At 71.4% G+C, this 16471-nt stretch carries 15 protein-coding genes and 1 riboswitch; of the genes, 9 read left to right on the top strand and 6 right to left on the bottom strand.

Translation table 11 applies throughout. The annotated features are described in order from the left end of the window. Window positions 1–112: 112 nt before the first annotated feature. The 4 genes from W5W_RS0112455 to W5W_RS0112440 form a co-directional block, all read right to left on the bottom strand. A complete protein-coding gene (locus W5W_RS0112455) occupies window positions 113–1273 on the bottom strand; it encodes an LLM class flavin-dependent oxidoreductase (protein WP_029574316.1) in 1161 nt (386 codons plus the stop codon). 47 nt (window positions 1274–1320) lie between these two features. After that, window positions 1321–2433, bottom strand: coding sequence for a bile acid:sodium symporter family protein (locus W5W_RS0112450; RefSeq protein ID WP_017195628.1), 1113 nt, complete (start codon window positions 2431–2433; stop codon window positions 1321–1323). Between the two features lie 154 nt (window positions 2434–2587). Further along, window positions 2588–3211 (bottom strand): biotin transporter BioY, encoded by a 624-nt coding sequence (locus W5W_RS0112445; RefSeq protein ID WP_390882609.1) that lies wholly within the window; start codon window positions 3209–3211, stop codon window positions 2588–2590. Window positions 3212–3290: 79 nt separating this feature from the next. Beyond that, window positions 3291–4313 carry an alpha/beta fold hydrolase gene (locus W5W_RS0112440; protein ID WP_017195627.1) on the bottom strand — a complete coding sequence of 341 codons (1023 nt, stop codon included), beginning with the start codon at window positions 4311–4313 and terminating at the stop codon, window positions 3291–3293. 76 nt (window positions 4314–4389) lie between these two features. Between W5W_RS0112440 and W5W_RS0112435 the strand changes: the two genes are divergently transcribed. Together W5W_RS0112435 and W5W_RS0112430 are read left to right on the top strand one after the other, a co-directional pair. Beyond that, window positions 4390–5559, top strand: coding sequence for a DegT/DnrJ/EryC1/StrS family aminotransferase (locus W5W_RS0112435; RefSeq protein ID WP_017195626.1), 1170 nt, complete (start codon window positions 4390–4392; stop codon window positions 5557–5559). A gap of 117 nt (window positions 5560–5676) precedes the next feature. Continuing rightward, window positions 5677–6228, top strand: coding sequence for an NUDIX hydrolase (locus tag W5W_RS0112430; RefSeq protein WP_029574314.1), 552 nt, complete (start codon window positions 5677–5679; stop codon window positions 6226–6228). Between the two features lie 185 nt (window positions 6229–6413). Here the strand turns inward: W5W_RS0112430 and W5W_RS0112425 are convergent, their stop codons facing one another. After that, on the bottom strand, window positions 6414–7367 hold the full coding sequence (locus W5W_RS0112425) for a patatin-like phospholipase family protein (RefSeq protein WP_017195624.1): 954 nt from the start codon (window positions 7365–7367) through the stop codon (window positions 6414–6416). Between the two features lie 111 nt (window positions 7368–7478). Here W5W_RS0112425 and W5W_RS0112420 point away from each other — a divergent pair, with 111 nt between their 5' ends. Continuing rightward, window positions 7479–8597, top strand: a complete 1119-nt coding sequence (locus W5W_RS0112420; protein WP_029574313.1) for an NADH:flavin oxidoreductase/NADH oxidase — start codon at window positions 7479–7481, stop codon at window positions 8595–8597. A 153-nt stretch (window positions 8598–8750) separates the two neighbouring features. Here W5W_RS0112420 and W5W_RS0112415 read toward each other — a convergent pair whose 3' ends face one another. After that, window positions 8751–10091, bottom strand: coding sequence for a M18 family aminopeptidase (locus W5W_RS0112415; protein WP_017195622.1), 1341 nt, complete (start codon window positions 10089–10091; stop codon window positions 8751–8753). Between the two features lie 131 nt (window positions 10092–10222). Continuing rightward, window positions 10223–10316: riboswitch (TPP riboswitch) on the top strand. Here W5W_RS0112415 and W5W_RS0112410 point away from each other — a divergent pair. From W5W_RS0112410 to W5W_RS0112385, 6 genes are all read left to right on the top strand, one after another. Further along, window positions 10307–11899 carry a bifunctional hydroxymethylpyrimidine kinase/phosphomethylpyrimidine kinase gene (locus W5W_RS0112410; RefSeq protein ID WP_034499095.1) on the top strand — a complete coding sequence of 531 codons (1593 nt, stop codon included), beginning with the start codon at window positions 10307–10309 and terminating at the stop codon, window positions 11897–11899. It overlaps the preceding riboswitch by 10 nt. Continuing rightward, complete coding sequence (locus tag W5W_RS0112405) at window positions 11896–13308, top strand: MFS transporter (protein WP_202947014.1); 1413 nt, start codon at window positions 11896–11898, stop codon at window positions 13306–13308. The genes W5W_RS0112410 and W5W_RS0112405 overlap by 4 nt, the downstream gene beginning before the upstream one ends. Then, window positions 13305–14084, top strand: coding sequence for a hydroxyethylthiazole kinase (gene thiM / locus W5W_RS0112400; RefSeq protein ID WP_017195619.1), 780 nt, complete (start codon window positions 13305–13307; stop codon window positions 14082–14084). Before W5W_RS0112405 ends, thiM begins: the two co-directional genes overlap by 4 nt. Further along, window positions 14081–14761 carry a thiamine phosphate synthase gene (locus W5W_RS0112395; protein WP_017195618.1) on the top strand — a complete coding sequence of 227 codons (681 nt, stop codon included), beginning with the start codon at window positions 14081–14083 and terminating at the stop codon, window positions 14759–14761. Before thiM ends, W5W_RS0112395 begins: the two co-directional genes overlap by 4 nt. A gap of 109 nt (window positions 14762–14870) precedes the next feature. Then, window positions 14871–15524 carry an HAD family hydrolase gene (locus W5W_RS0112390; protein ID WP_034499092.1) on the top strand — a complete coding sequence of 218 codons (654 nt, stop codon included), beginning with the start codon at window positions 14871–14873 and terminating at the stop codon, window positions 15522–15524. 258 nt (window positions 15525–15782) lie between these two features. After that, the gene (locus W5W_RS0112385; RefSeq protein WP_008730882.1) at window positions 15783–16433 is read left to right on the top strand and encodes a GtrA family protein; all 651 of its coding nucleotides are present in this window, start codon (window positions 15783–15785) and stop codon (window positions 16431–16433) included. Window positions 16434–16471: the final 38 nt, after the last annotated feature.

Here is a 16471-nt window from a genome sequence, read left to right as displayed (position 1 = left end):
GATGATAGTAAACACCATCCGGTAATCCCATGGACACATTCAGGCGCATACTTATGTTTTTGGCCTCCGGTTCCCGCCTTCTGCTTTCCGGTTCCCGCCGATCGGGCCGACATCACCAGGCGGCCGCGAGCAATTCGTAGGAGCGCCGACGCGCGACGGCGTCATGAGCATAGGTGACCACCAGGATCTCCTCCAGGCCCCAGCGCGAGGCCAGCTCACGGATGCCCGCGGCCACGACGTCGGGGGTGCCGACGAAGGACAGCCCCATGGACGCCTCGACGACGTCCTCGCGCCCTCCCGCCAGGGCGCGCCAGGCCCGCGGATCGTCGTCGGGCGCGTCCAGCGGCGCCGGCCTGCCGCCGACAATGCGCGCGGCGGCCGCCATGGCCGTGGAGAACAGTCTTTCCGCCTCCTCCTGCTTCGGGGCGACGACGGCGTTGACGCCCGCCGCCACATGAGGCGCGCCGTCCCGGGAGAGCGGGCGGGCGCCGTCGCTCCCCGCGCCCCGACTGGACTGGCCGGATCGGCTGGACTGGCTGAAATGGCTGGACTGGCTGAAATGGCTGCGGTACGTCGTAATGGCGGCCTCCGCCTGGGAGGGCGCGAAGTGCGAGGCGACGACGAAGGGGAGCCCGAGCGTGCCGGCGACGCGCGCACCATTGACCGACGAGCCGAGGATCCAGGCGGTCGGGGCGGTGCCCTCGCCCGGGATGGCGCGCACATGCCGCTCCGAGGCGGCGGTCAGGGCGTCCACGGCGCCGCCCTGGCCCACGCCCTCGCCCGACGGCGGCAGGAGCGACCCGGGCACCGTCCCCAGCACGTCGTCGGGAATGGCGCCGAGGTAGGCCAGGGTCTCCAGAACCTCGTCGGCGAAGCGGGAGGGATCGGCCTTGCGCCGCCGCAGAGCCGCCGCGGTCAAAGGGTCGGTGCCCGGCGCGCGCCCCAGCCCCAGCCCCACGCGGCCGGGATGAAGCGTGGCGAGCGTGCCGATCTGCTCGGCGATCACCAGCGGAGCGTGGTTGGGCAGCATGATGCCGCCGCTGGCGACCCCGATGCGCCTGGTGGCGGCGAGCACCTGCCCCATGAGAACGGTCGTAGCCGAGGAGAGGTAGGTCGTGGAGCCGTGGTGCTCCGCGAGCCAGTAGCGGGCATAGCCGGCCTCGTCGGCGGTGCGGGCCAGCTCCAGCATCTCGCTCAGGGCATCGGCGCGGGTGCGCCCGGCCGAGACCGGCACGAGATCGAGGACGGACAGCACGGGTCGTGCGGCGTTCATGGACTCACCCTACGGCGAGTCCCGCAGCGGGAGTCCGGCTGATCGGCTCAGTCCGCCGGGGATGACGGGGCGGGCGTCCCGCCCTCCTGCGCGTCCACGGGCGATGCCGGAGCGGCCGGCGCGGGAGCAACAGCAGCATCACGACGGCGGTAGACCGCGGCGAGCACGGCGCCGGACAGATTGTGCCATGTGGAGAAGACGGCACCGGGCAGGGCCGCCTCGGGCGAGAAGTACGTCCCCGCCAAGGTGGCGGCCAGCCCCGAGTTCTGCATGCCGACCTCGATGGAGATGGTCCGGCACACGCGGGCGTCGCGTCCCAGGATCCGTCCGGCGCCGTAGCCGAGCAGATAGCCCAGCACGTTGTGGCAGGCGACCACGAGCAGAACCAGCAGACCGGCGGACAGGATCGTCGTGGCGGACTTGGAGACGACGGCGAGGACCACATAGCAGATGCCGAGCACCGAGACCCACGGCATGGCCGGCAGGATCCTCTCGACGAACCCGCTGAACAGCACCCGGACGATCAGGCCGCCGACAACGGGCACGAGCACCATGCGCACGATGCTCATGGCCATGGACCCGGCGTCCACGGGCATGTACTGGCCGGCGAGCCACTGCGTGAGCAGTGGCGTCATGAGCGGGGCGAGCAGGGTCGAGATGGAGGTCATCGTGACGCTGAGCGCCACATCACCTCTGGCGAGGTAGGAGATGACGTTGGAGGAGGTGCCGCCCGGCGCGCAGCCGACGAGGATCACTCCCGCGGCGAGCATCGGATCGAGTTGGAAGGCCTTGGCGAGCACCCAGGCGAGCGTCGGCATGATGACGAACTGGGCGACGACGCCGACCAGCACCGGCAGCGGCCGCTTCACGACGAGCGCGAAGTCCGGCGGGGTCAGGGTCAGGCCCATGCCGAACATGATGATGCCCAGGGCGTAGTTGGTTCCCGCCGACAGCGGCGAGAGCTGCGTCGGCACGAGCAGCGCAACCGCGAAGGCGGCCAGGATGAGGACCGGGAAGACGGTGACGGCAGTGCGGGCGGAGCGGTCCTCGGCGCCGGGGTCGCTGCTGGCGGAGCTGCGGGAACTGTCGGAGCTGGCGGAGCTGCGGGAACTGGCGGAGCCGCGGGAACTGTGGGAATTCTGGGATTCGGGGGCAGTCATGCTTCTGTCCTCCTCCGCACGTCGGCCGTGCGGACGACTCATCTCGATTGCCGGTGAGCCGGCGGGGATCTACAGGGCGTTTCAAGCGGGCCCGGCCTGGCGAGACCCGACCCGCTTGAGCGCAACGGCGACCAGGGAGCCGCCCGACCGCCCGTCAGCGGCGCGAGGGCAGCAGCGCGGCGACGACCGACTTCAGGACATCGCCGATGACGAAGGGCGCCAGTCCCAGCACGAAGGCCGTGTTCCAGGCGGCACCGGTGGCGACCTTGAGCCAGATCAGGCCGGGGATGTAGACGACGGCGGAGGCGAGCAGCATCAGGGCGAGACGGACCAGGAGCGGGCGCCGGGCGCCGTCGGCGGTGCGAGACAGCGCGTATCCGGCGACGACGGCGGCCAGGGCGTAGCCCAGCACGTAGCCGAAGGAGCTGGTCACGCCACTGCTCCAGCCCGCCAGAACCGGCGCGCCGGCCGCGGCGGCAGCCGCGTAGAGGGCGACCGAGCCGAGAGCCCGACGGCCGCCGAGCACGCCGCCGACGCCGAGCGCGGCCAGAGTGCCGAGCGTGACAGGCACGGGCGTGAAGGGCAGCGGCAGCGCGACCTGGCCGATGAGGGTCAGCGCAACGGCGCCGGCCACGACCAGTCCGATCTCACGGGCGAGGACCGCGGGAAGCGAGCGGGCCGCGATACGGCTATCAGCACCAGCGGCGACGTCAGGGGCATCAGGGCTGCCGGCGCCCGCAGCGGCGTCCAGAGCGGAGGAAGAGTGATTCATTGCCATGCCACAACCGTAGGTCAGCGCCAACGCCACCACATCGGCCATGTGCACCGGTTCCCACCGGCGGCTTTTGTGGGATTCCTCAGAGGCGCGCGGATATCCAGGCCAGCAGATCGCGGGTGACCTCGTCGCGGTTGATCTCGTTGAGCACTTCGTGGCGCGCGCCGGGGTACAGCTTCAGGGCGACGTCGCGCACGCCCGCGCGCCGGTAGGCATCGGCCACCTCGCGCGGCCCCCTCCCACCCGAGCCCACGGGGTCCCGGCCGCCGGAGACGACCAGGACGGGCAGGTCCCCCGGCGTCGCCCTGTAGACGGCGGATCTCGCCGCTGCGTGCGGCCCGGCGGCCAGGTCTCGGAAGAAGGCGTTGGAACACACGAAGCCGCACAGAGGGTCAGCCGCATAGGCGTCCACCTCGGTCTCGTCGCGACTGAGCCAATCGACCTCGGTGCGAGTCGGGGCGAAGGCTCTGTTGAACCCGCCGATCACCAGGGCGTGCAGTGCCTTCCCAGGGGCGGCCGGCCCTCTCAGACCGCACAGCATGGAGCCCAGCGCGGCCCCGGCCCGGCCGGCCGCTCCCGGATCACCGCCCGTGCCCATGACGATCATGCCCGCCAGATCCGCGCCTCGGCGCGCGGCGAGGAGCCGCACCAGGAAGGAGCCCCAGGAGTGGCCGAGCATGACAACGGGAGCGTCTGGCCACGAGACGCGCACCGCGTCGAAGACGGTGGACAGGTCGGTCAGGACGCGCTCCCAGCCGTCAGTGTCGGCGACGTGCCCGAGGCGGCGGGGAGCGGCGGTCAGGCCGTGCCCGCGATGATCGTCGGCGACGACGGCATAGCCGGCCCCCACCGCGGCGACTGCGAAGCGCTCGTAGCGCGCCGAATGCTCGGTCATGCCGTGAACGATCTGGATGACGGCAGACGGCTCGCCGCCCCGGGAGCCGGAAGCCGGCCCGCCCGAGGCGGGGGCTGCATGCCCAGCATGCCCAGAAAGCCCAGCATGCCCTGATGGCTCAGCGCGGGAGGCGGCGTCGGTGCGCAGCGGGGCGATGCCGTCGGGCAGCCAGGTTCGCAGCGCCAGACCGACGCCATCGTCTGCGGCCATACGAGTCAGAGCAGTCTGCACGGCAGAAGGATATCGGTGCTGCGAAGCCGAAGCGGGCACTGGGTAGCCTGCCGGGGTGCGAGCCTTCGTGAGCAACGGGAAGCAGGCCCTGGCGCTCGTGGCCCGGACGCTGCGGGCGCGCGGGACCAGGACCGTGCTGATGCCGCGGTACCGCTGCGAGGCCATGGCGGTGCCCTTCGCCCTGGAGGGGATGAGGGTGCTCCCGGTCGATGTCGGCGCGGATCTGCTGCTCGACCCGTGTGTGCTGAGCGAGGCCCTGGACCGCGCCCCCGGCGCGGCGGTGGTGCACTGCGAGACCTACGGCAACCACGGCGGCCAGGAGCTGACCTCGGCGCTCGCCATCGCGAGGATGCGGGGCTCCGCGGTGATCCTGGACGCGACGCACTCGCTCGTGGATCGGCTGCTCGCGGCCGCAACCTCCCCGGGCGCCCTTGGAGAGATCGCCGGCGGAAGCGAGCCGTGGGATGCCATCGTGGCGAGCACGCGCAAGCTGCTGCCCGTTCCGGACGGCGCCTGGCTGGCCTGGTCGGAGAGCTCATCGCTCGCGAGGGATCTCAGGCGGGCAGTCGCCGAGCTCCCCGGGCGGAACGCGGTGGATGAGCACTGCACGGCCCTCGGCATCGAGCTCGGCCGCGTCTCGGAAGCCATGCGCGCCTCGCTCGGGAGCCGTCGGGAGGAGCTGCGCATTCAGGTCTGCGCGATCGCCGACCGGCACGAGCGGGCAATCGAGACCGCGCTCGCGCCCGTGCCCGCGAGTGCGCGGACAATCGCCCTGCTGGAGGCGCTGGATCCCGGAGCCCTGCAGCTGCGAGCCCACACGGCCCGCCGTCTGCGGGAGCGCCTGACTGCGGGTCTGCGGGCGTGCGGACTGCGCGTGGTCAACCCCGGTTCGGCGGGGTGCGTGGCTCTGAGCGCGGCCACCAGGAACCGGGGCGAGACGCCTGCGAGTCCGGAATGCCGGAAATCCCAGGAATTTCAGGAATCCCAGCGTCGGCGATCCCAGCGCGCACTCGACGAGGTGGAGGAGGCCCTGGCCCGCTCGGGACTGTGGGGGCCGGTGAGCTGGCCGGACCCGGGTGCGGGAGCCGGCACTCCCCCATGGCCGAGGGTCGTCACCGTGCCCACCGACGATCCGGGGCGCATGAATGAGCTGATCGACGTCGTCGGTACCGCACTGGGCGAAGGCGCGGAGGCTGGAGCCGGCCGCCTGCGCCTCGCCGAATGACCCACGAATGGGCTCTCGCCTCCACGGCGCCGGCCTGGACGAGCTGTGCGCCCTGGGCGCCCTGCCATCCCGGGCGCCTTCGACGCCATGGACGGGACGGCCCGCTACCGTTGGCCCATGGGCGCCCACAGCTTCACTCTCGTTCCAGCCGCGTACCTGCTCATGCTCCGGCAGTCCCGGGAGTCCGCCCAGCAGCCCTTGCGCACCCGGGTCCTCCTCCAGTTGCGGCGGGCGACCGGCTACATGGACGGCTATTGGGCGTGCGGGGCGGCCGGGCACGTCGAGGCCGGGGAATCGGTGATGCAGGCCGTCGTGCGGGAGGCGGCCGAGGAGGTCGGCGTCGACATCGCGCTCGAGGATGTGCACCCGCTGACCGTCATGCACCGGTCCAACGACGTCGGCGGGGCCGCCCTGGAGCAGCGGGTCGATTTCTTCTTCACGGCGCGGCGCTGGAGCGGCGAGCCCACCGCGGCGGAACCGGAGAAGAACATGGGAATGCGCTGGTTCGCGCTGGACGAGCTGCCCGAGCTGGTGCCCCCGCACGAGCGGGCCGTGCTGGACCTGCTGGCCGGGCAGCTCGACGGCGGCCGGCCGGTCCCGGCGATCACGACGTTCGGCTTCGCGCCTGGTGAGAGGGTCGCCGCCTACGGGGTGGCCCGACCCCACTGAGGCGGCCCCCACCCTCACTGAGGCTCACTGAGGCGGCGCGCCCCGCCTCGCCCCGGCGTCGAGATTGACTTCTTCGAACGAGGTCGACGGTGGCACCGTCGACCTCGTTCGAGAATGTCGACCTCGACGGGGGGGCGAGCGCCTAAGTACAGCCCGTCCGCAAGCGATTCGGCGCCCTTGCCTACTCAGAGTCCGAGGAACTCCAGGATTCGCGGCAACTCCCGGCGCGCCTGAACCAGTCCGGCCTCGTAGGCGCCCACGATCCGGTCATAGCGCAGTTCGCCATTGACGACCGCCATGCGGTCGGGCTGGAAGAGGTAGACGCGCCCCTCGCGCTGGGCCGCCTCGAGCTCCTCCATAGTCCGGTTGTAGTTCGACGGGCGGGAGATGATCCCCTCGGCCACGGCCGGGTAACGGCGGAACAGCTGCCGGTAGACGCCGGGGCACTTCGAATCCGACTTGCGGTATCCGGCCGGACGGGTCGAGACCACCAGCATGCGCCTGTAGCCGTCTGCGGCCGCCGCATTGATGGCGAAACCACCCGTGGGCCCCAGGCCGCCGTCGAGGTAGGGAACGCCGTCGATATAGACGATCGGCATGAGCACGGGCATGGAGGACGACGCCTGGCAGCGCGGCAGGAGATCGGCCATCTCGTGCACGTCCTCCAAGCCCCAGTAGACCTCCTCGCCGGTATCGCAGCGGAAGGAGCCGATCCGCACAGTCGCCTCCGTGCTCTTGAAGACCGGCCAGTCGAAGGGGATGGACTCGTCCGGGGCGGCGGTGTGCCGGTAGATGTGCTCGGAGTTGAAGTAGCCCCGGCGACGGAGGAAGCTGCCCCACCCACCGGTGCGCGGATCCGTGGTCAGCCCGACGAATGCCTCGCGCGTGCGCCACAGGTCCCGCGAGACCATGTTGACGGTATTGGTGCAGCCCGCCGATATCCCGCCGACCCAGGGGAAGAAGAGGCCCGCCTCAAGGAGGACCTGGACGAGGGCGGCGGTGTAGGAGCCGCGCATGCCGCCGCTCTCGAAGACGAGGGCGACGTCGTCGACCCGGCGGGTGATCGGGGCGGGGGCGTGACCGGGTTGTCCATAGGGAACAGGGCGGGAGTATGACGGCGCAGGGCTCACGGTGCTCATAATGCTCATGGTGGGCCCAGGCTATCGTTGCAGGCCCGCCGCCGATCGAGCTGTCCGTCTCTTGTCCGCCCGAGGTATCGCCGACGACGTCCGACGCGTAGCGTGCGCCTCATGAGGACACCGACCATCTTGACACCCCTGACTGTGCGCGGCCTGACCGCGCGCAACCGCCTGTGGCTTCCGCCCATGTGCATGTACTCCGTCGAGGCCGAGGACGGCGTCGTCACCGACTGGCACGTCCTGCACTACGCCACGCGCGCCATGGGCGGTTTCGGCACCGTGATCGTCGAGGCGGCCTCCGTCACCCCCAACGGGCGCATCTCCCCCTTCGACCTGGGCCTGTGGAACGACGAGCAGATCGCCGGGCACCGTCGCCTCGTCGAGGCGATCCACGCCGCCGGCTCCCTGGCCGGCATCCAGCTCGGTCATGGCGGCCGCAAGGCGGGCACGCCCCCGCGGCGCCCCGACGTCGCCGGAGGTGCGCGCACGGACACCATCAAGGGCTGGGACCTGGTGGCGCCCAGCGCCATCGCCTATCCGGGGCACGCCGAGCCGCGCGCCATGTCCCCGGAGGAGATCCGCGAGACGACGGACGCCTACGTCGCGGCCGCCGCCCGCGCCGTAGCCGCCGGTTACGACCTCGTCGAGCTGCACGGCGCCCACGGCTACCTCATCCACGAATTCCTCTCCCCGCTGTCCAACACCCGCACCGACGCATACGGCGGCTCGCCGGAGGGTCGGCGTCGGCTCGCCCTGGAGACCACGACCGCCGTGCGTGAGGCGGTCGGAGACTCCACGGCTCTGGGCATGCGCCTGTCGGCGACCGACTGGGCCGAGGGGGGCCTGACCGGATCGGACACGGCCGAGCTCGCACCCCTGCTCGTGGCCGCGGGCATTGACGTCCTGCACATCTCGAGCGGCGGGAACGCACCCGCGCAGGTGCCGGTGGGCCCCGGCTATCAGGTGCCGTTCGCCGCGCAGCTCAAGGCCGCCGTGGCGGGGACGACCACGCCGGGCGGCGGCGAGCCGGTAGTCGTGGCGGTCGGGCTCATCACCGAGGCCGCCCAGGCCGAGCAGACGCTGATCACCGACCAGGCCGATGCCGTCGCCGTGGGCCGTCCGGCTCTGCGCGACCCGTACCTGCCGGTGCGCTGGGCCCATGACCTGGGCGTCAACGACTGGGAGGCGGCCGGGCTGCCGGTGCAGTACTGGCGCGGCGCCTGGCGCTGACCGCCGCGACTGCTGCTGCCCACCACCCACTACCTGCCCACTACCGCGAGATCGGTCGTATTCCGCGTCGAGATCGGTTCACCCGACCGATCTCGACGCGGAATACGACCGATCTCGGCGAATAGGAGCGGAGCGAACGGCGCCTCCTCCGGTTCACGCCCCCAGCCAGAAGGCCCGCATGGCCCGGGCCATCCACAGTCCGTCGGCGACGCCGCACATCTCCCGCTGGGAGTGCATCGACAGCAGGGGCTGACCGATATCGACGGTGGTGATCCCCAGCCGCGCGGCGGTGATCGGGCCGATGGTCGTACCACAGGGGACGGTGTTGTTGGAGACGAAATCCTGCACCGGCACGTCTGCAGCGGCGCAGGCGCGCAGCCACACGGCGGTGCCGACGGCATCGGTGGCGTAGCGCTGCTGGGCGTTGATCTTGACCAGCGGCCCCCGGTTGAGAGCCGGTCTGACCGCCGGGTCGTGCAGCTGAGGATGACCCGGGTGGACGGCGTGACCGGCATCCGCGGACACGCAGATGGAGCGGGCGAGCATGGCCGCCCGGGCGTCGCCATTGATACCGAGCACCCCGGCCAGTCGGCCCAGGACCGTCTCGAGGAAGGGGCCGCCGGCCCCAGAGCGGGTCTGCGAACCGACTTCCTCGTGGTCGTTGGCGACCAGGATGATCGGCTCACCCCCTTCGACGCCGCGGGCGGTCCCGTCGGCGATGGCCTCCAGGGCCGCCAGCGCGGCGTGGACGGAGGAGAGGTTGTCCAGCCGTGAGGCGGCGAGGAATTCGCGATGACGCCCGAAGCGGGAGGGCGGCTCGGTGGGGAAGGTCAGGATGTCGTGGAAGGCGAGCTGGTCGGGGTCGATGCCGGCGAGTTCGCACAGGTAGTGCTCGGGGTCGCCGGGGCGGGCGTCGTCGGCCGCCAGGCTCCACAGCGGCAGCAGGTGGGCCTGCTTGTCGAGGCGGAGGGAGTCGTTGACGCTGCGGTCCAGGTGCGGGGCGACCTGGGCCACGCGCGCGATCGGGCCGGTGCGCACGAGGCGGACGTCCCCGTCACGGGTGACCAGGCGTCCGGCCAGGCCGAGATCACGGTCGAGGAAGGAGTTGAGCAGTGGCCCGCCGTAGATCTCGACGTCGAGAACCTGGATGCCGTCGCGCACCATGGCGGCCCGCGGCTTGAGCTTCAGGGCCGGGGAGTCGGTGTGGGCGCCGACGATCCTGAAGCCCGCCCGCTCCGTGCACCGCTCGGGCAGGATCCAGGCGATGATCGCGCCGTCGCGCACGGCGTATCCGCACCGCTGCAGCCCGGGTCCCCACGGCTGCGTCTCATCGGCGCTGGAGAAGCCGACGGCGTTCAGGCGCGCAGCCGTCTCGGCGGCCGCGTGGTAGCTGGTCGGGGAGGCGGTGATGAAGTCGGCGAGGCCAGCGGTGTAGGCGTCATCGTCGCTCAGGACGGCGTGCGCGGCGGCGGAGCGGGGCGATTCGGTCGGCATGGGTCCAGTGTGGCACCCGAGCCGGCGGACCCGAACGGCTTGCGCATCCGGGACGTGTCCGGGCGCAGTCGGGTCCGGAGTTCCCCGCCGTGGACGGACTGCACGCGGCCCCGCCAGATGTGTCACAATCGCCCGCGGACACGGGGTGCGCCCGCCGGCGCTGAGATCACACCCGTGGAACCTGATCTAGCTCGTACTAGCGAAGGGATGTCCTCATGACACTATTGCGCCCCGCCCTGCCCAGAGTCCTATCCATCGCAGGCACCGACCCGTCCGGGGGCGCCGGAACGGCCGCCGACACCAAGTCGATCAGCGCCGCCGGCGGATTCGCGATGACCGCAGTGACCTGCCTGGTCGCCCAGAACACCACCGGGGTCCAGGCCATCCACACTCCGCCTTCCGATTTCCTGAGCCGGCAGCTGCGCTCGGTGTCCGACGACGTCGAGCTCGACGCCGTCAAGACCGGCATGCTGGGCACCACGGAGATCATCGCGGCGGTCGGCGCCTGGCTCGATGAGAACCCGCCGGCCGTGCTCGTCGTGGACCCCGTCATGGTGGCCACCTCCGGCGATCGCCTCCTGGAGTCCGAAGCAGAGGAGGCGATGCGCCACTTCTGCGAGCGGGCCACCGTCATCACCCCCAATATCCCCGAGCTGGCCGTGCTGCTGGGCACCGTTCCGGCCCGCACCTGGCAGGAGGCAGTCGACCAGGCCCGGCGATGGGCGCGACGCACCCGCGTACCGGTCGTAGTCAAGACCGGCCACCTGGGAGGTGAGGACGGTAAGTCCGGTGAGGTGCTCAATATCTGGGTGGACGACGCCGGCGTGCGGACAACCGCGAGCGCGCCCCGGGTAAAGACCTCCTCCACTCACGGAACCGGATGCTCCCTGGCCTCGGCCCTGGCCACCCGCCTGGGCGCCGGAGACGCTCCCGAGGACGCCCTGGCGTGGACCACGCAGTGGCTCCACGAGGCGGTCGCCCACGGCAGCGCCCTGAGGGTCGGCACCGGGCACGGCCCGGTCGACCACTTCCACCGCACCCGTCGTCTGGCCGACGCCGGCCTGGCCGACCCCTGGGCCGAAGGCGACGGGGTACCGGCCGAGCTGTCCCGCCCAGAAGACCTGGCTCCCGAGATCGCCCCCGCCCCGCTGAGCATTGCCGCCGCCGGACCCTGGACCCGGGCCCTGTGGCGGGCCTCCAGCGATATCGCCCGGGAGATCAGCACCGGCGACTTCGTGGCCGGACTAGTGGAAGGCACTCTGCCGGTGGCCGCGTTCGACCACTACTTGGCGCAGGACGCCCTCTATCTGGAGGAGTACTCGCGCGCCCTGGCCCTGCTGGCCGCACGTGCACCGCGCACGCGCGACGCGATCTTCTGGGCCCGCGCCGCCGACACGGTCCTGAGCGCGGAGAGCGAGCTGCACCGCACCTGGCTGGCCGGGCGCCCCCGCGCCCAGGCGAGCCCGGTCACCCGCGCCTACACCGACTTCCTCATCGCCCGGGCGGCCGTGTCCCCCTATGCGGTGGGCGCGGGCGCGGCGCTTCCCTGTCATTGGCTGTACGCCGAGATCGGGGCGGCGGTGCCGCAGGTGGACCCCGATCACCGGTTTGCGGCCTGGTTGTCGACCTACCACGACCCCGCTTTCGCCGCGGCCGCAGCCCAGGCCGTCGCAGCGGTGGAGGAGGCGATGAAGACCGCTACACCTGCCGAGCGCGCGCAGGCGGCTCGGGCCTACCTGTTGGCGAGCCGACACGAACTGGAGTTCTTCGACCAGGCACTGCGCCTGAGGGCGGGCGGTTCGCGTTGAGCGCTCGGATACTCGGCAGGGCCGGCAGGGCCGGCAGTGTCGGCAGTGCCGACAGGGCCAACAGAGCCGGCTCTGCCGATAGTGCCCCCGGGGTCGCTTCCAGCTCGCCCCCGGCGCAGCTGCCGCCCGCTGGACGCGCCGCCCTGCGGGCGGGCGTGGTGGGCAACTGGATCGACAACATCCATGTCTTCCTGCCTTTGATCGCCCTGTCCCCGGCCCTGGCGACGGTGGCGGGTCCGACGGCGAGCGCCTCCGCAGAAACACTTGTGGTCATCGCCATGCTCCTGGGGCGCCCCGTGGGCGGGGTGGTACTGGGGAGGGTGGCCGACCGGCTGGGGCGCACCCGTACCACTCGCCTGGCCATCGCGGGAACGGCCGGGTGCAGTCTGGCCATCGCATGCATGCCCACCCATCGGACGCTCGGCACCGCAACCCTGGTCCTCATTCTGCTGCTGCGCCTGGCGGGCGGTGTGTTCGTGGCCGGGGAGTACTCGGCAGCAATCCCCCTGGCCATGGAGTGGTCTGCGCCCCGACGCCGGGGCCTGATGAGTGGGCTCATCCTGTCCATGGCTCCCCTGGCCCAGGCATCCATCGCCTTCGGCACCGCGGGGCTGCTGATCCTGCTGGGGCCTGAGCGCTACGCCGCCTGGGGCTGGCGGGCGATGTTCGTCCTCGGGGCGCTGCTGTCGGCGGGCATGCTCGGCTATTACTCCCGCCGGGTGATCGACGCCCCCTGCTTCCACCGACGCCGGGCCGACCAGCGGAGTCCGCGCCTGCGCGCGCTGCTGGCGGGGACCTGGCGGCGCTCCTTCTGGCAGGCCTTCGCCCTCATGAGCGGGCTTTGGCTGCTGACCAGCTCCACCGTCCTCATCCTCACCGCACGCCTCGTCTCCGACGTCGGCCTGTCCGCCGGCACGGTCGGACTGGTCATGGGAGTGGCCTCCCTGGCGCAGGCCGCGGCCATGGCCGGGGCCGGTCACCTGTCCACGACGGTGGGACGACGTCGGCTTCTGATCGTATGGGGACTGGTGGCGGCCCTGATCGCCCCCTGGGTGTGGCGGGCCACGATCAGCGCCGCCGACGTCGGCCGCGCGGCGATGCTGGCCGCGACGCTCCAGGTGATCACGGTGGCCGCCTACGGACCGGTAGCGGCCTACCTGTCCGAACGCTTTCCCGTACAGGTGCGTTCGACCGGCTACGGCAGCGCCTACAGCCTGTCGCTGGTGACGCCCGCCCTCTACCCCTTCTACCTGCCGCTTCTGGAGCCCTCGGCGGGCCGGACCGGCTCGGTGCTGATCCTCATCGTGCTCGGCGGTTTCCTGATGGTCGTGGGGGCGGCTCTCGGCCCGGCTCTGGGGCCGAGGGATGTTGCCCGAGAGCTGGACGACGTGGCCGGAGACGCCCAGTGAGCATCCTCGTACACGATCCGGATCTGAAGCGGGTGCGCCCTGTTCTCACCGCCGTGCGGGAGCGCGCACCGCTGGTGCACTGCCTGAGCGCGGCGGTATCCATGGGAATCGTGGCCGACGGACTGCTGGCGGCCGGCGCCCGCCCGATGATGACCGAGACCCTCGACGAGGCCCCCCACATGGTGACCTTGGCCAACGCCCTGCTGATCAACCTGGGCACCCTGTCCACCGACGGCTCGGAGGGCATACCGGCAACTGTCGAAGCTGCGCAGGGGCTGGGACTGCCGTGGGTGCTGGACCCGGCTGCGGTCGGGGTCGCACCGGTGCGCACCGCCATGGCGCGCCGGCTGCTGAAGCGGCATCCCGCCGTCGTGCGCGCCAACGCCTCGGAGGTCCTGGCGCTGACCGGTGAAGCCGGTGGACGCGGGGCGGACTCGACGGCCGTCCCAGACGAGGTGGTGCGGGCGGCGCGTCAGGTGAGCGCCCTCACCGGAGGGGTTGTGGCCATCTCGGGGGCCGAGGATCTGCTGATCGACGCCCGGCGCGAGCTGCGGGTGGCGCGCGGCACGCCGCTGCTGACGCGGGTGACCGGGACCGGATGCCTGCTGGGCGCATTGACGGCCGCCTGTCTGGGGGGCGGGGCGGCGCCCCTGGAGGCCGCCGACGCCGCCACCGTGTGGATTGCGGTAGCCGGGGAACTGGCCGAGACCCGAGCACCGCGCCCGGGCAGTTTCCGGACGGCGCTTCTGGACTCCCTGGACGAGGTGGCGCTATGAATCCCGCACGTCCCGTGCGCACGGCGATTCGGCAGCTGAATCCGACCTGCTACCTGGTGACCTCCGGGAGCTCGCGCCGCACGGCCGAGGTGGCGGCGGCAGCTGCTCGTGCCGGGGCGGGAATCGTGCAGGTGCGGGCCAAGGATCTCAGCGCCGCCGGCCTCCTGGAGCTGACCCTTGCGGTGGCGGGCGCGGTCGAGCGGGCGAACACGGCCACGCGCGTCGTCGTGGATGACCGTTGCGATATCGCCTTCGCGGCTATGAGGGTCGGTGCTCATGTTCATGGGGTGCACCTGGGCCAGGAGGACCTGCCGGTGGCCGATGCCCGGGCCCTGCTCGGCCCTCAGGCGGTGATCGGGCTGACCACCGGGACGCTGGAGCTCGTGCGCGGCGCGCAGGCGGTCGCGGACCTCATCGACTACGTGGGCGCCGGCCCCTTCCGCCCTACTCCGACGAAGGACTCGGGCCGTCCGGCTCTGGGAGTGGAGGGCTACCGGCCACTGGTAGGGGCCACGAACCTGCCCGTGGTGGCCATCGGGGACGTCAGGCCCGAGGATGCCAGGGCTCTGGCGGGTACCGGCGTCGCCGGGGTGGCGCTGGTGCGGGGCATCATGGACGCACCGGACCCGACCGCGGCGGTCCGCGAGGTCCTCCGGGGTTTCGCCGTTCGCCCCTGAGCTTCTGCCGCCTGGCGGCCCCGGGGCGCTGCACGCCGGCCGATTCCCTCGTCGCCGCGCCGTGGGAAGGCAACCGACTCCGGGCAGTCCGCTGAGGCAGGATGGATTCGTGACCACCGCCGCGCCACCGCCCGCACCATCTCCACCACCGCTGCCGCCGCTCGGAACCACGCCTGTGCGCGCCGTGCTCCTGGACGCCGACGGCGTCCTCCAGCTCATCGGCACGCCCTGGTATCAGGCGCTGTCCGACGGCGGCGGCGAGCCCTTCGCGAAGGCTCTCTTATCGGGAGAGGGCGATGCGCTGGCGGGCAGGGAGAGTCTGCGGGACCTGCTGGACAGGCTGATCGTCGAACTGGGGCTGACCAAGGACGCCGACGAGCTGATGGACCTGTGGCGCCGGGCGAGGCCCGATCCGCTCGCCTGGGAGCTGGTCCGCGAGCTGAGAGCCTCGGACTACCTCACCGTCCTGGCCACCAACCAGCAGCGGGAGCGCCGCGAATGGATGCGCACCGCCCTGGGCTACGACGGCCTGTGCGACATCGACGCCTACTCCTGCCTGCTGGGCGTGGCCAAGCCCGATCCGGACTACTTCCGCGCCGTTCTGACAATGGCGCGGGTCGATGCCGATGAGGCCCTGTTCGTGGATGACAGCGCCGAGAACATAGCGGCGGCCAGTGCGTTGGGCCTGCGCACGCTGCACCACCCCAGCGACTCGGGCGGCCGAGTATTGCGCCGGGAGCTGATTGAGGCTTTGAGCGCCTGACCGGGCCGCCCGCCGTGCAGGAGCGCGACGCGCCCGAGCCCGCCCTACTCGGATGCGACAATTACTGATTATCACAACGATTCTGAGGATCTTTCAACGACATAGGGCACGACGTACGACGCAGCGGCCCCTTCTAAGGGAGGAGGGCGAAGCGACGACTTTCTCATCCTGAAGAGCTTGTACAGCAGGTCTTGTCGCGAAAGACTCACTCATAGGCAAAATTGCCACACGTCGACGCCGACGCCTCGAGAGGACGATATGACGACACGGGATGCAGCCGGGCCCGCGGCCCGATTCTGCGCATCGGAGCGCAGGACGCCACTATCCGCGCACTCGACCGCGTCCAACACGTCCAACGCCTCCGCTCGAGAACGCATCTCCGGCAAGCTCGACGAGCGTCTCAACGATCCCTCGCGCCGCGCCCCGCGCGTCTTCCTTCACGTCATCAGCCGCATTCACCGCCTCATCCCCAGCAGGCTGCGCAAGCGCGTGCCCGTGACCTTCATCGGCTATGCGCTCATCAACGGCTCCGCCTTCCTGATCGACATCAGCTTCCTGTGGCTCTTCTTCGACAAGCTCCACTGGCTCTACCCGCTGGCCGTCACCCTGGGGTACATGATCGCGGGCGCCTATTCGCTGCTGCTCAATCGGTGGCTGAACTTCCAGTCCCGAGGCCACCTGGTCTCGCAGGGCTCGCGCTACGCGGTCGGGCTCGCAAGCCAGTACGTCATCTTCATCCTCGGCCTGACCTCCTTCCTGTACTGGATCGGGGTGCACGCAGAACTGGCCCGGCTCATCTCGGCCTGCTGCGAGGGCGCCTACCTCTACACGCTGATGAAGCTCTGGGTGTTCCGGGGCACTCCCGAGCCCGATGACGACGACGGGCCCGGTACGCCGGTGGCCGCCTAGCGGCGCATCCCGCGGACTGGCAGGCGCGGTCCGCAGAA

The sequence above is a fragment of the Actinomyces massiliensis 4401292 genome, assembly GCF_000269805.1.
Taxonomy (GTDB): domain Bacteria; phylum Actinomycetota; class Actinomycetes; order Actinomycetales; family Actinomycetaceae; genus Actinomyces; species Actinomyces massiliensis.
This window is presented reverse-complemented; position numbering and strand designations above follow the sequence as displayed.